General features: G+C 67.1%; 12 protein-coding genes. 5 read left to right on the top strand and 7 right to left on the bottom strand.

Features of this window, described 5'->3' with window-relative positions; genetic code table 11:
* Positions 1-57: 57 nt before the first annotated feature.
* From RSO41_RS09310 to RSO41_RS09300, 3 genes are read right to left on the bottom strand one after another with little or no spacing between them, the layout of a single operon-like run.
* Complete coding sequence (locus RSO41_RS09310) at positions 58-732, bottom strand: DUF1028 domain-containing protein (protein WP_315618820.1); 675 nt, start codon at positions 730-732, stop codon at positions 58-60.
* Positions 729-1,166, bottom strand: coding sequence for a RidA family protein (locus RSO41_RS09305; protein ID WP_315618819.1), 438 nt, complete (start codon positions 1,164-1,166; stop codon positions 729-731). Before RSO41_RS09305 ends, RSO41_RS09310 begins: the two co-directional genes overlap by 4 nt.
* Complete coding sequence (locus RSO41_RS09300; RefSeq protein WP_315618818.1) at positions 1,166-2,500, bottom strand: NAD(P)/FAD-dependent oxidoreductase; 1,335 nt, start codon at positions 2,498-2,500, stop codon at positions 1,166-1,168. Before RSO41_RS09300 ends, RSO41_RS09305 begins: the two co-directional genes overlap by 1 nt.
* A gap of 220 nt (positions 2,501-2,720) precedes the next feature.
* Here RSO41_RS09300 and RSO41_RS09295 point away from each other — a divergent pair, with 220 nt between their 5' ends.
* Positions 2,721-3,470 carry a FadR/GntR family transcriptional regulator gene (locus tag RSO41_RS09295; RefSeq protein ID WP_315618817.1) on the top strand — a complete coding sequence of 250 codons (750 nt, stop codon included), beginning with the start codon at positions 2,721-2,723 and terminating at the stop codon, positions 3,468-3,470.
* 6 nt (positions 3,471-3,476) lie between these two features.
* Here RSO41_RS09295 and RSO41_RS09290 read toward each other — a convergent pair whose 3' ends face one another.
* The 4 genes from RSO41_RS09290 to RSO41_RS09275 form a co-directional block, all read right to left on the bottom strand.
* Entirely contained in the window at positions 3,477-4,724 is a 1,248-nt protein-coding gene (locus tag RSO41_RS09290; protein ID WP_315618816.1) for a M20 family metallo-hydrolase, read from the bottom strand.
* 67 nt (positions 4,725-4,791) lie between these two features.
* A complete protein-coding gene (locus tag RSO41_RS09285; protein WP_315618815.1) occupies positions 4,792-5,496 on the bottom strand; it encodes a DUF1028 domain-containing protein in 705 nt (234 codons plus the stop codon).
* A gap of 2 nt (positions 5,497-5,498) precedes the next feature.
* The gene (locus tag RSO41_RS09280; RefSeq protein ID WP_315618814.1) at positions 5,499-6,887 is read right to left on the bottom strand and encodes a YfcC family protein; all 1,389 of its coding nucleotides are present in this window, start codon (positions 6,885-6,887) and stop codon (positions 5,499-5,501) included.
* A 78-nt stretch (positions 6,888-6,965) separates the two neighbouring features.
* A complete protein-coding gene (locus RSO41_RS09275; protein ID WP_315618813.1) occupies positions 6,966-8,381 on the bottom strand; it encodes a sigma-54 interaction domain-containing protein in 1,416 nt (471 codons plus the stop codon).
* A gap of 171 nt (positions 8,382-8,552) precedes the next feature.
* On the opposite strand from RSO41_RS09275, the gene speB reads away from it, so the two are divergent.
* From speB to RSO41_RS09255, 4 genes are all read left to right on the top strand, one after another.
* Positions 8,553-9,503 carry an agmatinase gene (gene speB, locus RSO41_RS09270; RefSeq protein ID WP_315618812.1) on the top strand — a complete coding sequence of 317 codons (951 nt, stop codon included), beginning with the start codon at positions 8,553-8,555 and terminating at the stop codon, positions 9,501-9,503.
* Between the two features lie 66 nt (positions 9,504-9,569).
* Positions 9,570-10,955, top strand: a complete 1,386-nt coding sequence (locus RSO41_RS09265; RefSeq protein ID WP_315618811.1) for a YjiH family protein — start codon at positions 9,570-9,572, stop codon at positions 10,953-10,955.
* A gap of 11 nt (positions 10,956-10,966) precedes the next feature.
* Positions 10,967-12,598 carry a 5-guanidino-2-oxopentanoate decarboxylase gene (locus RSO41_RS09260; RefSeq protein ID WP_315618810.1) on the top strand — a complete coding sequence of 544 codons (1,632 nt, stop codon included), beginning with the start codon at positions 10,967-10,969 and terminating at the stop codon, positions 12,596-12,598.
* Positions 12,599-12,619: 21 nt separating this feature from the next.
* Positions 12,620-14,065 (top strand): aldehyde dehydrogenase family protein, encoded by a 1,446-nt coding sequence (locus RSO41_RS09255; protein WP_315618809.1) that lies wholly within the window; start codon positions 12,620-12,622, stop codon positions 14,063-14,065.
* The last annotated feature ends 32 nt before the right edge of the window (positions 14,066-14,097 follow it).

Below are 14,097 nucleotides of genomic sequence, written 5' to 3'. Positions count from 1 at the left end.
GGTAAGACGGCGGCCATGGGGCCATGGCCGCCGCCGACCGGCATCAGCGGACGACGATCAGCGCTCATCCCCCGGCACGCCGTAGGACGGCGAGTCATCGGGGCGCACCGCCCGCAGCACATAGGCGTCGCGCTGCGGCAGGTAGTGCGCCCAGACCATGCGCAGCTCGGTGAGCGGTGCGATGTGCCAGTCGACCCGCAGGTCGACCACCGGCCAGCTGGCCCGGTCGGTGACCTTGAGCCCCGCCGAGAACACCGGCCCCATCTCGCCGCCGGCGGCCAGGCCGGCGTCCATGGCGGCCAGCAGGCGCTCGGCCAGCTCGCCATCATGAGCTTCGAAGGCCGCCACCATGGCGTCGATGACGCCGGTGTCGGCGAGCATGTTGCCGCCGGCCACGCAGTCCCGGCCCTGCCGGGTGGCATGGATCCCCAGGGTCTCGGCGCCGCTGTACACCGCACTGCGCCCCTCGGCGTCGAGGACCTGAAGCTGGCGCCATTCGGGATACGCTTCGTGCTCGCGGAGCCGTGCCAGCACGCTCTCGGCGTCCAGCCCCTCCTCGAGCCACCGCACGCCCAGCTGGCCGAGTTCGGGATTGGTCACGTTCTGGGTCAGCACCGCCCCCCTGCCGGGGGCGATGAAGGGACAGCGGCTGGCCACGCAGATGCTCGAGGAGCTGATAGCGGTGCCGAACTGGCCGGTCTCGCGGCAGACGCCGGCGATGGAAAAGGTCATGAGCTGGCCTCCTTGTCGTCTGACGCATTCGGGATGACGGCGATGACGTCGATCTCCATCAGCCACTCGGGCTGGGCGAGGCCGGCCACCACCAGGCCGGTGGAGATCGGGAAGACGCCCTTGAGCCAGTTGCCCACCTCGCGATAGACCGGCTCACGGAAACGCGGGTCGGTGATGTAGGTGGTGGTCTTGACGATGTGGCCGAGATCGGAGCCGGCCTCCTCGAGCAGTTGCTTGACGTTCTTCATGGCCTGCTCGGCCTGAGCTCGCGGGTCGCCCAGGCCAACCAGCCGGCCCTCGAAGTCGGTGCCCACCTGGCCGCGGACATAGACGGTGTTGCCCGCCCTCACCGCCTGGCAGAGGTCGTTGTCCAACGCCTGGTTGGGGTACGTCTCCTGGGTGTTGAACATGCGGATTCGGGTATGCGTCGGCATCAGTTGACCCTCTCTGCGCTGGTAGCGTCGGTGGATGACTCGGCTGCCCCGGGCGCGTCCTGGCGCTGGGCGGCCTCGTGGTAGGCCAGGTACTTGCGCTGGGTGGCGATGTGGTCGGCGATGTGCTTGGCGTCGTGCCAGACGCCCCAGATGAAGCTGGAGCCGCGGCGCGACAGCCAGGGCAGGCCCACGAAGTAGACCCCCGGCTCGCTGGACACCCCGCGCTGGTGCTGCGGCCGACCGTTGTCATCGAAGGCGTCGACGTCCAGCCAGCCGTAATCCACTGAAAAGCCGGTGGCCCAGACGATCGCGGTCACGCCGGCATCATTCAGATCCAGTTCGCGCAGCGGGTCGGCCACGCACGCCGGGTCGGACGGGATCCGCCGCGCCTCGGGCTCTTCCGGCAGGTCGAGGCCATTGCGGGCGGCATAGTCGTCCGCGGCATCCAGCATCGCCAGGTAGTTGGCGTCGCCGCGGGCCAGGTTGTCGGCCAGATCGCCCTCGAAGGTGACCCTGCCGTCCGCGAAGGCCTGGGTGCGGCCGACCAACGTCATGCCCTGGTGCGCCAGCTCGCGGAAGTCGATCGTCTTGCCGCCATTGGCGCCGCTCACGGCGATGGTGACGTGCTCGGTGCCCGGCTTCATGACCTCGGCATCCCACTCGCCGAGCACGCCCAGCCACCAGCAGAAATCGCGTCCGCGGTAGGCGCGCGGCGGACGGTCATGCGGCCCCACCGAGAGGTAGACCGGCTTGCCGCTGCGCTGCAGCTCCTCGGCGATCTGCACCCCGGAGGAGCCGGCGCCGACCACCAGCACGGCGCCCTCGGGCAGTTGCTGAGGATTGCGGTACTCGGACGAGTGGATCTGCACGAGGCGCTCGTCCTCGGGGGCGATCGGCGGGATCACCGGGCGCTGGAAGGGCCCGGTGGCCGCCACCACGCGATGGGCCTCGATCACCCCCCGAGACGTTTCGACGGTGAACCCCGGCCGACCCTCATTGCGCTCGACCTTCCTGACCTCCACGCCGGTGCGGATGGGGGCGTCGATCTGGCGCGCATAGGCCTCGAAATAGGCCGCCACGCGCTCCTTGGGGGCGAAGTCATCGGCCTCGACGTCGTCGAACGCCAGGCCCGGGAAGCGGTCGTGCCAGGCCGGCCCGTTGGCCACCAGCGAATCCCAGCGGCGGGTGCGCCAGGCCTCGGCGATGCGGTCGCGCTCCAGCACCAGGTGCGGCACCCCCAGGTTGCCCAGGTGCTCGCTCATGGCCACGCCGGCCTGACCGCCACCGACCACCAGGGTATCGGTGTATTCTCTGTCGAAAACGGGCTCGGTCATGGGAGGGATCTCCTTGTTGTCTTGTGTCGATCACCTTATGAGCCGCACATGATTAGTTAAAATATATTTATTCTTACATGTGAATCATAAAATCCTATTCAGATATCAACACCGCTTCAGCCTTGACCTGACACGACCGTCACCTCGGTCAAGGAGCCCCCAGGCCCCGCTCGGCTCTGTTATCCTCTGGCTTCCCGAAGCTCATCAGATGGCAGACTTCATGGCAGGTAGTTCCACCAAGCGGCGCCCCTATCAGGTGGCGGAAACCATCAAGCGCTGGATCGTCGAGAAGCAGCTCAAGCCCGGCGACCGGCTACCCGGTGAAGCGGAATTGATGGAGCGGCTGGAGGTATCGAAGGGCACCGTGCGGGAGAGCACTCGGGTGCTGGAGGCCCAGGGGCTGGTAGAGACGCGCACCGGCCCCGGCGGCGGAGCCTTCGTGCGTGCCATGAGCGAGGCCAGGGCGATCTCGCTGCTGAGCCACTACCTGTTCTTTCAGGACATCTCGATACGCGATATCTACCAGATCCGCCTGGCGCTGGAGCCGGAACTGGCGGCGTCGCTGGCCGGTCGCGTCGGCCCGGAGGACATGGCCAGGCTGCGCGCCAGCCTGGCAAGTTACGCCGACACCGCCCGCGATGACGAGGAGGAACGCCAGCAGCACCTCGACTCGCTGAACTTCCACCTGATGCTAGCCGAGCTGTCGGGCGACAACCCGCTGCTGTGTTTCATCATCCGCTTCACCACTCAGGTGCTTTCGGACCTGACCATCTATCGGCGACTCTACGAGCCCGCCACGCATGATCTCGGCCAGACCGGCTGCCGCTTCCACGCCGAAGTACTGGATGCCATCGAAGCCGGCGACGCCGAGGCGGCCAGGCGAATCATGCACGAGCACATGCTGTCCGCCCAGGCGGTGATGAACGCTCAGGAAGCCCAGGTTCGCCGGGACTTCCTGTCCGAGGTGTGAGGCGCGTCAGACCCGCTCGTCGAGCCCGCGCAGGAAGGCCATCATCACCCGAGTGGCCGCCTCGGCATCCTCGGCGGTGATGGCCTCGTCGGGGTGATGACTCAGGCCATCGCGACAACGCACGAACAGCATCCCGATATCGGTCAGGTCGTGCATCGCCAGGCCATCATGGCCGGCTCCGCTGAACAGTCGTTCGGCGGGCTGGCCGGCTGCCTCGCCGGCCGCTTCCAGTGCCTCGATCATCCAGTCGGCACAGTCCACCGCCTCGGCACTGTAGGTCTGCTGCATATCGAGCGTGAGCCCGCGAGCCTCGGCGATATCGGCGAAGGCGCCGAGCAGTTGCTCGCGTCCGGCCCGTCGCCTCTCGGGGTCGGGCGAGCGCAACTCCAGGGTGAAGGTCGTCTCGGCGGGAATCACGTTCACGGCGTTGGGCCGCACGTCCAGCTTGCCGACCACACCGACCAGTTGCTCGGTGGCGTTGAGCACTCGGTCGGCTTCCACCACCATTTCCGCGGCACCGACCAGGGCATCGCGCCGCCCCGGCATCGGGGTGGTTCCGGCATGCCCCGCCTTGCCGGAGAGCGAGACCCGATGGCGCTCGATGCCGGTCAGCGCCGTTACCACGCCCACGGCATGATCCCGCTGCTCCAGCACCGGCCCCTGCTCGATATGCACCTCACAGAAGCCCAGCACTCGCTCGGGATCGCGGGCCAGGGCCGGGATGGCGTCGGGATCACCACCGAAATCGCGCAATGCCTCGCCCAGGGTCACGCCATCGGCATCCCTGGCGTCCAGGCTCGCCGGCTGGAAGGTACCCGCCAGGGCACGGCTACCGATCAGGGTCGACTGGAAGCGCGTGCCTTCCTCATCGCCGAAGGCAACCACCTGGACGCCATAGGGCAGCTCGATGCCGCGCTCGCGCAGCACCTTCAACGCCATCAGCGGCAGGGCCACGCCCAGCATGCCGTCGTACTTGCCGCCCTCGACGACGGTATCCTGATGGGAGCCCAGGATCAGCGTCCGCTCCCCCGCCTTTGCCCGCGGGCTACTGCCGACCAGATTGCCCGAGGCGTCCAGGCTCGGCTCGAGCCCGGCATCACACATCCAATCGGCGATCCGCTCGAGTACGGCACGGTGCTCCGCGCTGCAGAACAGACGCGTCACGCCTGGCCCGGGCAGGGAATGGGTGGCGGCTTCATCCAGCCACGCCAGTAACTCGCGCCCCAGGGGGGCGCCTTGATCGTGCTTCGACATATGCTCTCCAGATCAGCCCCGATCACTCCGGATCGGGGTCGCGGCGGTTCCCGTCCGACGCGCGGGATCAACGATGCGGCAGGGAACGCAGAAACACCTGGAAGTCCTCGGCCTCGACGCGCCGAGCCAGGGCACGCAGCTCGGCCACGGGGTCCGCCTCTACCCAGTCCAGGCGCAGATCGATCGGGGCCATGGTGAAGGACTCGATGCGCAGGGCGGCGGATCGACAGCCGCGATGATCGCCGCCGGCCGCCAGCCCGGCTTCCAGGGCATCGATCAGCGCCGCCAGCAGCTCGGCGTCATGCGTCTCGCGAAAACGCGGCATTTCGCCATCCGTCATCACTGCGTCGGGATCGTCGCAGGTGGCCGCCAGGAAGGCCGCCACCATGGCATCGGCCACACCGTCATTGGCCAGCATATTGCCGGCGGCAGCCACCCCGGGATAGAGCGTGGCAGCCACCACGGGGCGATTGTCGGTACCGGTGTGCAGCGCCGCCCGACCGGCGGCATCCATCACCAGACACTGCCGCCGAGCTGCGCCGGCATCCGCGACGATGACATCATCAAGCGCCTGCTGCGCCGTCATCCCGCGCTCGAGGCCACGCCTGACGCCCCCGGGGTACCAGGGATTGGTCGCCAGGCCCTGGGTGGCGCAGGCGCCGAGCCCCCGCCAGCAGTGGTTGACGTAGCCCCCCACCGCCACGCTGCCAGTGGCGGCAAGGCTTGCCACGGTGCCGGTCTCGGGATGCACATGCAGCAGCGACAGGGTCATGCTCAGTAGCCCGCCAGGTGACCGATGATCAGCCCGCCCCAGCACAGCAGATAGACCAGCGCCATGAAGGGCATGATGGCCTTGAGCCACTGCGCATAGGACACCCGCCCCAGCGCCAGCATGGCCAGGGTGCCACCGGAGGTCGGCACGATCAGGTTGGTCAGGCCGTCGCCGACCTGGAAGGCGGTGATCATCAACTGGCGGCTCATGCCCACCAGATCGGCCACCGGCACCAGGATCGGCATGGTTACCAGGGCCTGCCCCGACCCGGAAGGCACGAAGAGGTTGATCACGCCCTGCACCACGCTCGCCATGACCGCCGCGAACATGATCGGGATCCCCTCGATCAGGCTGCTCAGCGAGTTGACGATGGTATCGATGATCTGGGCCTGCTCGAGAATCACCTGAATGGATGCCGCCACGCCGATCACCAGGGCGCCGGCGGTCACACCGGCCGCGCCTTCCATCATCTGCTTGACGATGCCATTGGCCCCGAGGCCATTGATGGCACCGATGACGATCGCCAGCAGCAGAAAGATGCCGGCGATCTCATTGATGTACCAGCCGGACATGAAGACACCGAACAGCATGGCCACCAGGCCACCGACGAACACGCCCAGGGTGAGCCAGTCGCGGCGGCTCATGCGATAGTCACTCAGGTGCTTGCTCAACGTCTCGGCATGCGGCGACTCCTCGAAGTCCATGCGCGTGACGCGCTTGCAGATATACAGCGAGAGCAGCGCCAGCGACGTCACCACCAACAAGGTGCGCAGCCAGGCACCGGAGAAGGTCGGCAGCTCGGCGATGCCCTGGGCCACGCCCACGGTATAGGGGTTGATCGGCGACAGCGCGAAACCGATGCCGATACCGCCCACCGCCATGGCCGTTCCCACCAGACTCGAGCAGCCGATCGCACTGGCAATCAGCACGGCAATGGGCACCAGGGCAATATTGTTCTCGAAGCCTACAGCGACGCCGAAGAAACCATAGATGAAGGTACCCACGGTGATGATGACGTTGCGCCGTTCGACGCCGACGCGGCGCACGGCCACCCCGATGGCGTTCTCCAGGGCTCCGCTCTTCTGCAGGATGTGAAACAGTCCGCCGGCGATGAAGACGATGAACAGATACTGCGAGGCCGAAATCAGCCCCTTGGGAATCGCCACGAAGATATCGAAGGGATGGATCGACGCCACATCCTTCAGATACTGAAAGGAATCCGGCACCACGGCGGTACGGCCGTCACGCATGACACGCTCGAACTCGCCGGCGGGAATGAAGAAGGTCAGCACATAGGTGGCGACCAGGATGAGGAAGATCAGCACCATGGGATCCGGAACGGTCCGGTACCACGGCTTGCGTTCGCGCAGCGTCTGCTCTTGTAGGCTCATGTCGTTGTCCTTGTTGGGTCAGGGATCGAGCATCACCGTCAATTTATCATGATAAATTGACGGGTCAAGAATCCCCTATCAACGCGAACGCTCGATGCGCAACCCATGCCGCCGCAGCTTTCTCACCACGCTGGGCTGGCTGATGCCGAGGCGCTCGGCGATGGCATAAGTCGAAGCCGCCTCGCGACAGAGTCCGGCCAGGATATCCCGCTCGGTGCGAGCCAGGGCATTCTGGAGCGTCTCCCCCTCGGCAAGGCCACGGCGTCTGGAAGAGGCCTCCTCCGCCGGCGCCACGACTCGCTCGACACCCCCTGTCTGTTCGACCTCTTGCCGAGGGCGAATCACATCCTCCCTCGCCGAAAGCCAGGCCCGTTCCAGCCAGTTCTCGAGCTCGCGCACGTTGCCGGGCCACTCCCGGCCCATCAACATCTGCCAGGCATCCCGGGCGATGATCTTGTCGCGACCATAGCGCGTGTTGAGGCGCTGCAAGTGTCGCTCGACCAGCCCGGGAATATCCTCGCGGCGCTCCCGCAACGGCGGCAGGGTCACGGGAATGACGTTGAGACGATAATAGAGATCCAGCCGGAATCGGCCGGCCTCGACGCTACGCGCCAGATCCTGGTTGGTGGCCACCACCAGGCGGAAGTCGACGCGCCTCGCTCGCGTGTCGCCGAGCCGCGTGATGAAGCCGTCCTGGATCACCTTGAGCAGCTTGGCCTGCATCGGCAACGGCAGCTCGCCGACCTCATCCAGGAACAGGGTGCCGCCCTCGGCCTGCTCCATCAGTCCCGCCTTGCCACCCGGCGCGGCGCCACTGAAGGCCCCCTGCCGATAGCCGAACATCTCGGATTCGAACAGACTCTCGGGGATCGCCCCGCAGTTGACATCGACGAAGGGCCCCGCCTGCCGTGGACTCCAGCGATGCAGCTGCCGCGCGAAGGCGGTCTTGCCGACGCCCGACTCGCCGAGCATCAACACCGTGGCATCCGTCGGCGCCACCCGCTTGAGCAACAGCGCGACCTCGCGCATCAGGCCGCTGCGAGCCTCCAGGTCCGCCAGTTCGAGCTCGGCGCCGGCCTCTTCACCGCCACCCCGTCTCAGGTGTTCGTTGAAGCGCCGCTGCAGCAGCGCATATTCCTCCTGCAGCAACTGCAGGTCGGTGAGGTCCATCGAGCGACTGACCACGGCGACAAGCTTGCCGGCATCGAACACCGGGTGCGCCTGGGCGATGACCCGACGCCCCGTGCTGGTTATCTGCGCCACCTGAGCCGGCTCGCCGGTGCGCATCACCTCCAGACTGACCGAGGGCCGCAGCACCCCCTCGGCTTCCAGCGCCTGGACCGTGGTGCGGCAGAGGTCCTCGCGAGACATGCCGTATACCGCCGCCGCTGCCGGACTGACATCGCGTATTCGTCCATCGGCCTCGACCACGAAGAAGTGATCGTGGGCGGTTTCGATGATGGTGCGCAGGGTCAAGGAGTCAAGCTCGCTCATGGTATCGATTCATTTCTGGATCATTGATCCATAAGTGTATCACCCAGCCGCCCAAAGCGATTCACGACTGAATCAACAGATTCGCTAACCAACTGAAAAAACGGAAAATAACGTTATGGCACACTTCCTGCTTGGACCGGGAGACAATCACCACGACTCGGGAAGCCCACCATGAGCGATTTCAACCAGCCCCTCGGCGGTAACGAGATGCCGCGCTTCGGCGGCCCTTCCACCATGATGCGTCTGCCCACTCAGGACGACGCCACCGGCCTCGATGCCGCCTTTCTCGGCATCCCCATGGACATCGGCACCTCGAACCGTCCCGGCACTCGCCTGGGACCGCGCCAGATCCGCGACGAATCGCGCATGCTGCGCCCCTACAACATGGCCACCCGCGCCGCCCCCTTCGACAGCCTGCAGGTGGCCGATATCGGCGATGTGCCGATCAACACCTTCAACCTGCCCAAGAATCTCGACATCATCACGCGCCACTATGACGCCGTGCTCGCCCAGGACTGCGTGCCCCTGACCCTGGGCGGCGACCACACCCTGACCTGGCCCGTGCTGCGCGCCATCGCCAAGAAGCACGGCCCGGTCGGGCTGATTCATATCGATGCCCACGCCGACATCAACGAGCAGATGTTCGGCGAAGAGGTCGCTCACGGCTGCCCCTTCCGCCGTGCCCAGGAAGAAGGTCTGCTGGACAGCAACCGCGTCGTCCAGATCGGCCTGCGCGGCACCGGCTATGCGGCCGACGATTTCGACTGGTGCCGCGACCAGGGGTTCCGCGTCGTCACCGCCGAGGAGTGCTGGTACAAGTCACTGGCGCCCCTGATGGCCGAAGTTCGCGAGCAGATGGGCGACCGCCCGGTCTACATCTCCTTCGATATCGACGGCCTGGACCCCTCGGTGGCACCGGGCACCGGCACCGTGGAGATGGGCGGCCTGACCGCCCAGCAGGGCCTCGAGATCGTCCGTGGCGCCCAGGGGCTCAACGTGGTCGGCGGCGATCTCGTCGAGGTCGCCCCGCCCTACGACACCAGCGGCAACACCGCACTGATGGGCGCCACCCTGCTCTACGAGATGCTGTGCGTGCTGCCCGGCGTCCAGCATCGCGACTGACACCCGACTATTATTGCCCGGCCCACCGGCCGGGCATCCCATTACAACGCTAAACAGGGTTTCACCATGTCCTCCTCTCTCGACTCCACACCGAATACCGCGACGGGCGGCGCCCCCATCGGCAAGGCCGGCCTGCTCAAGTTCCTCGTGCCCTCCTTGATCGGCATCGGCATGTTCCTGGTACCCTTCTCGACGGGCGACACCATCAACATCGGCATGGGGCTGCTCGCCGACGGCCTCAAGGCGATGCTCGGCGATTCCCTGCCCGCCATCGCGACGGTCGTGTTGTGCGCTTCGGCGCTGCTGACGCTGCTGGTCAAGTTCGCCAAGCCCGGCTGGGCCCGCGATAACGCCCTGGGAGAACTGTTCGACGTGGCGCCACTATGGATGGCGATGCGCCTGCTGGGCGCCCTCTTCGCGTTGATGACCTTCTTCCAGGTCGGGCCGAACGTGATCACCGCCTCCTTCACCGGCGGGGTGATGCTCAACGACCTGGCGCCGGTCCTGCTGACTTTCTTCTTCTTTGCCGCTCTGCTGCTGCCTTTCCTGGTCGACTTCGGCTTCATGGAGTTCATCGGCAGCCTAGTCCGCACGCCCTTTCGCAAGATTTTCGGCCTGCCGGGCCGCAGCGCCATCGACGCCACCGCCTCCTGGATGGGCTCGGGCACCGTGGGCGTGCTGATCACCACCCAGCAATACGAACAGGGCTACTACAACCGGCGTGAAGCCTCGGCGATCGCCACCAACTTCTCGATCGTCTCCATCGCCTTCGCCCTGCTGGTGACCAGTTTCATCGGCATCAACCACCTCTTCATTCCCTTCTACCTGACGGTCGTGGTGGCCGGCCTGGTCGCCGCGGTAATCGTGCCGCGCCTGCCGCCGCTGTCACGCAAGCCGAACACCTACTACGAACCGGCGGGTTGCCAGATCGCCGAGGAACGTACCGGCTCCGCCGGCCTGCTGCGCTACAGCCTCGGCATGGCCGTCGCCCGGGCGGAGAAGGCACCGGGGGCACGCCAGCTCCTGCGTCGGGCCCTGTTCAACGTCGCCGACATCTTCTTCGGCCTGCTGCCGCTGGTGATCGCCATCGGCACGGTGGCCCTGGTGTTCGCCGAGTTCACGCCGCTGTTCACCTGGCTGTCGTATCCCATGGTGCCGATCCTCGAGTGGATGCGTGTGCCCGAAGCCGCGGCCGCCGCGCCGGCCACCCTGGTAGGCTTCGCCGACATGTTCCTGCCGGCGGTGCTGGCCAGCGACATCGAGAGCGAACTGACCCGCTTCGTGATCGCCTGCCTGTCACTGACCCAGTTGATCTACATGTCCGAGATCGGCGCCCTGCTGCTGAAATCCAGGATTCCGCTCAAGCTCTGGGAGCTGGTGGTCATCTTCCTGCTGCGTACCGCCATCACCCTGCCGATCATCGTGGTCATGGGCCACTGGCTGGTCGGCTGAGGAGCCTGTTCATGAATGACACCGACCGACACGACATGACCTGCGCCGAGCTGCTGATCCGCCTGCTGCGCGACACCTACCAGGCGGATACCATCTTCGGCATCCCGGGCGTGCACACCGTGGAACTCTACCGCGGCCTGCACGACAGCGGCCTGCGCCACATCACACCGCGCCACGAACAGGGCGCCGGCTTCATGGCCGACGGCTATGCCCGGGCCACCGGCAAGCCCGGGGTCTGTTTCATCATCACCGGGCCGGGGATGACCAACATCGCCACCGCCATGGGTCAGGCACTGGCCGATTCGGTGCCCATGCTGGTGATCTCCAGCGTCAATCGTCGCGACACCCTGGGGCGCGGTCAGGGGCGGCTCCACGAGCTGCCGAGCCAGCAGCAATTGCTGGCCGGCGTCTCGCGCTTCAGCCATACCCTGCTCGATCCCGAGGGACTGCCGGAAGCCCTGGCGCGGGCCTTCGCGGTGTTCGAGAGCCGCCGGCCCGGCCCGGTGCATATCGAGATCCCCATCGACCTCTTCGATGCCCCGGTGACACCCCCGGCGCATTGGCAACGCCTGCACCCGACGCCCCCGGCGCCCGGTGCCACCGCCATCCGGGAAGCCGCCGCCTGGCTGCGCGAGGCCGAACGGCCGCTGGTGCTGCTGGGTGGCGGCTGCGTGGACGCTCCCGGCGCGGCCCGTCGCCTGGTCGAGGGCCTCGATGCCCCTACCGTCACCACCATCAATGCCAAGGGCCTGCTGGGCCGCGACCATCCCCTGGACCTCGGCGCCAATGCCTCGCTGCCGGCGGTGCGCCGCCTGGCCAACGACGCCGATGTGATACTCGCCGTCGGCACCGAGCTCGGCGAAACCGACTACGACGTGGTGTTCGACGATGGGTTCAAGCTCTCCGGCCGACTGATCCGCATCGATATCGACCCCGAGCAACTGGCCCGCAACCAGCACGCCGCCCTGGCCATCTGCGCCGACGCCGGCCTGGCCTTGAACGCCCTGGTGACCCACGCCCCGGAACGACTCGAGCGCCGGGGTACAGAGCGTACCCGTGACGCCCTGGATGCCCTCGACCTGCCCCGGGATCCCGCCTTCGCCGACTATGTGCCGCTGTTCGCCACGCTGGCCGAGGTGCTGCCCGAGGCGATCCTGGTCGGCGACTCCTGCGCCACCACCTATGCCGCCAATCACCTGGTCGCCCAGCCCGCACCCCGGCGCTTCTTCAACGCCTCCACCGGCTACGGCACCCTCGGCTACGGCCTGCCGGCGGCGATGGGCGCACAACTCGCCCGTCCCGACCTGCCGGTCGTCTCGCTGGTCGGCGACGGCGGCATCATGTTCACCCTCCCCGAACTGGCCTGCGCCGTGGAAGAGCGGCTGCCGCTGGTGATCCTGCTGTGGAATAACCAGGGCTACGAGGAGATTCGCCGTTTCATGGACGATGCCGGCGTCGAGCGACTGGGCGTGGACCTCCGCTCACCGGATTTCCAGACGCTGGCGGCGGGCTTCGGCTGCGCCGCCACGCGAGTCGACACCCCTAACGACCTGGCCCATGCCCTGGCCTCCCGGCCGGCCGACGGTCCCCTGCTGGTCGAAGTCGACGCCGCCGCCTGGGCTGACACCATCGCTCACGCTTGATCCCGGATTCGGAGCTTTCCCATGCAACGCCTGACCAAGCAGTTCATCGACAATCAGTGGATCGAAAGCCAGGGCCAACGCCGCCTGGCGGTGACCGATCCTTACCAGCAACGGCAGATCGCCGACGTCACTGCCGGCGACCCGGCCGACGTCGACGCTGCGGTGACCGCCGCCCGGCGGGCCCAACCGGCCTGGCAGGCACTCGGTGGCAATGGCCGCGCGCCCTATCTCGAGACCTTGGCCACACACCTGGAACAGCGACGCGAGGCGCTGATGCGGCTCTCGTCCACCAACAACGGCAAGGCACTGGCCGAAACCGCCATCGACCTGGACGACGCCATCGCCTGCTATCGCTATTATGCCGGCCAGGCCCGGGCTCTGGAGGCACGCCAGGGACGCCTGGTGGAACACGGCATGGACGGCGTCGCGGCACGTACCTACGAGGACCCGGCCGGCGTGGTCGGACTGATCACGCCCTGGAATTTCCCGCTGGTGACCAGCGCCTGGAAGATCGCCCCGGCGCTGGCCGCCGGCTGCACGGTGGTCTTCAAGCCCTCGGAAGTCACCCCGCTGCCCGAGCAGGCCCTGGCCGAGATCGCCGAGGCCATCGACCTGCCCGCCGGCGTGCTCAACCTGGTACACGGCGACGGCGAGGGCATCGGCGCCCCGCTCACCGCGCATCCCGGCATCGACAAGCTGTCCTTCACCGGCAGCAACGCGGTGGGCGAGAAGGTGATGCACGCCGCCGCCGAGGGCATTCGCGGCGTTTCCCTGGAGCTCGGCGGCAAGTCGCCGATCCTGGTGCTCGACGACGCCGAGGTGGAGCAGGCCGCCGACTGGGTGATGGCCGGCATCTACTTCAACAGCGGCCAGATCTGCTCGGCCACCTCACGACTGATCGTCCACCACTCGCTGGCCGACGCCCTGTACGACGCCCTGGGTCGGCGCATCGACGCCATCCGCCTGGGCGACCCCCTGGGCGACGACACCGACATGGGGCCCATGACCAGCGCCCGCCAGCGCCAGAGCGTCGAAGCCTATCTGGCCATCGCCGCCGAGGAAGGACTGGTCGCGGTACGCGACGCCCGGCATCGCACCCTGCCGGATCAGGGCGAGTTCATTGCGCCGACACTGTATCGGGACGTGCCCACCGACAGCCGACTGTGGCGCGAGGAAATCTTCGGCCCGGTACTCTGCGCGCGCAACGTCGAGAGCGAAGCGGACGCCATCGAACTGGCCAACGACTCCGACTTCGGGCTCGCCGCCACCGTCATTTCCGGCAACACCGAACGTGCCCGCCGCGTCGGCCGCGCCCTGCGCGCCGGCAGCATCTGGTTCAACAGCGAACAGCTGGTGATGCCGGAAGCCGGCTGGGGCGGTTTCAAGCACAGTGGCATCGGCCGCGAACTCGGCCCCTGGGGGCTTGCCGCCTACCTGGAGGTCAAGCACCTGATCGGGCCGGCTTGATGGAGAAGAAAACGGCCGAACCAGGTGAACTG

Source organism: Halomonas sp. I1, assembly GCF_032334135.1.
Lineage (GTDB): Bacteria > Pseudomonadota > Gammaproteobacteria > Pseudomonadales > Halomonadaceae > Halomonas.
This window is presented reverse-complemented; position numbering and strand designations above follow the sequence as displayed.

Excerpts from the sequence above, each read along its gene's own strand:
- RSO41_RS09260 (WP_315618810.1), top strand. The coding sequence starts at position 10,967 with ATGAATGACACCGACCGACACGACATGACCTGCGCCGAGCTGCTGATC.
- RSO41_RS09280 (WP_315618814.1), bottom strand. The coding sequence starts at position 6,887 with ATGAGCCTACAAGAGCAGACGCTGCGCGAACGCAAGCCGTGGTACCGG.
- RSO41_RS09300 (WP_315618818.1), bottom strand. The coding sequence starts at position 2,500 with ATGACCGAGCCCGTTTTCGACAGAGAATACACCGATACCCTGGTGGTC.
- speB (WP_315618812.1), top strand. The coding sequence starts at position 8,553 with ATGAGCGATTTCAACCAGCCCCTCGGCGGTAACGAGATGCCGCGCTTC.
- RSO41_RS09275 (WP_315618813.1), bottom strand. The coding sequence starts at position 8,381 with ATGAGCGAGCTTGACTCCTTGACCCTGCGCACCATCATCGAAACCGCC.
- RSO41_RS09285 (WP_315618815.1), bottom strand. The coding sequence starts at position 5,496 with ATGACCCTGTCGCTGCTGCATGTGCATCCCGAGACCGGCACCGTGGCA.
- RSO41_RS09305 (WP_315618819.1), bottom strand. The coding sequence starts at position 1,166 with ATGCCGACGCATACCCGAATCCGCATGTTCAACACCCAGGAGACGTAC.
- RSO41_RS09295 (WP_315618817.1), top strand. The coding sequence starts at position 2,721 with ATGGCAGGTAGTTCCACCAAGCGGCGCCCCTATCAGGTGGCGGAAACC.
- RSO41_RS09290 (WP_315618816.1), bottom strand. The coding sequence starts at position 4,724 with ATGTCGAAGCACGATCAAGGCGCCCCCCTGGGGCGCGAGTTACTGGCG.
- RSO41_RS09255 (WP_315618809.1), top strand. The coding sequence starts at position 12,620 with ATGCAACGCCTGACCAAGCAGTTCATCGACAATCAGTGGATCGAAAGC.
- RSO41_RS09310 (WP_315618820.1), bottom strand. The coding sequence starts at position 732 with ATGACCTTTTCCATCGCCGGCGTCTGCCGCGAGACCGGCCAGTTCGGC.
- RSO41_RS09265 (WP_315618811.1), top strand. The coding sequence starts at position 9,570 with ATGTCCTCCTCTCTCGACTCCACACCGAATACCGCGACGGGCGGCGCC.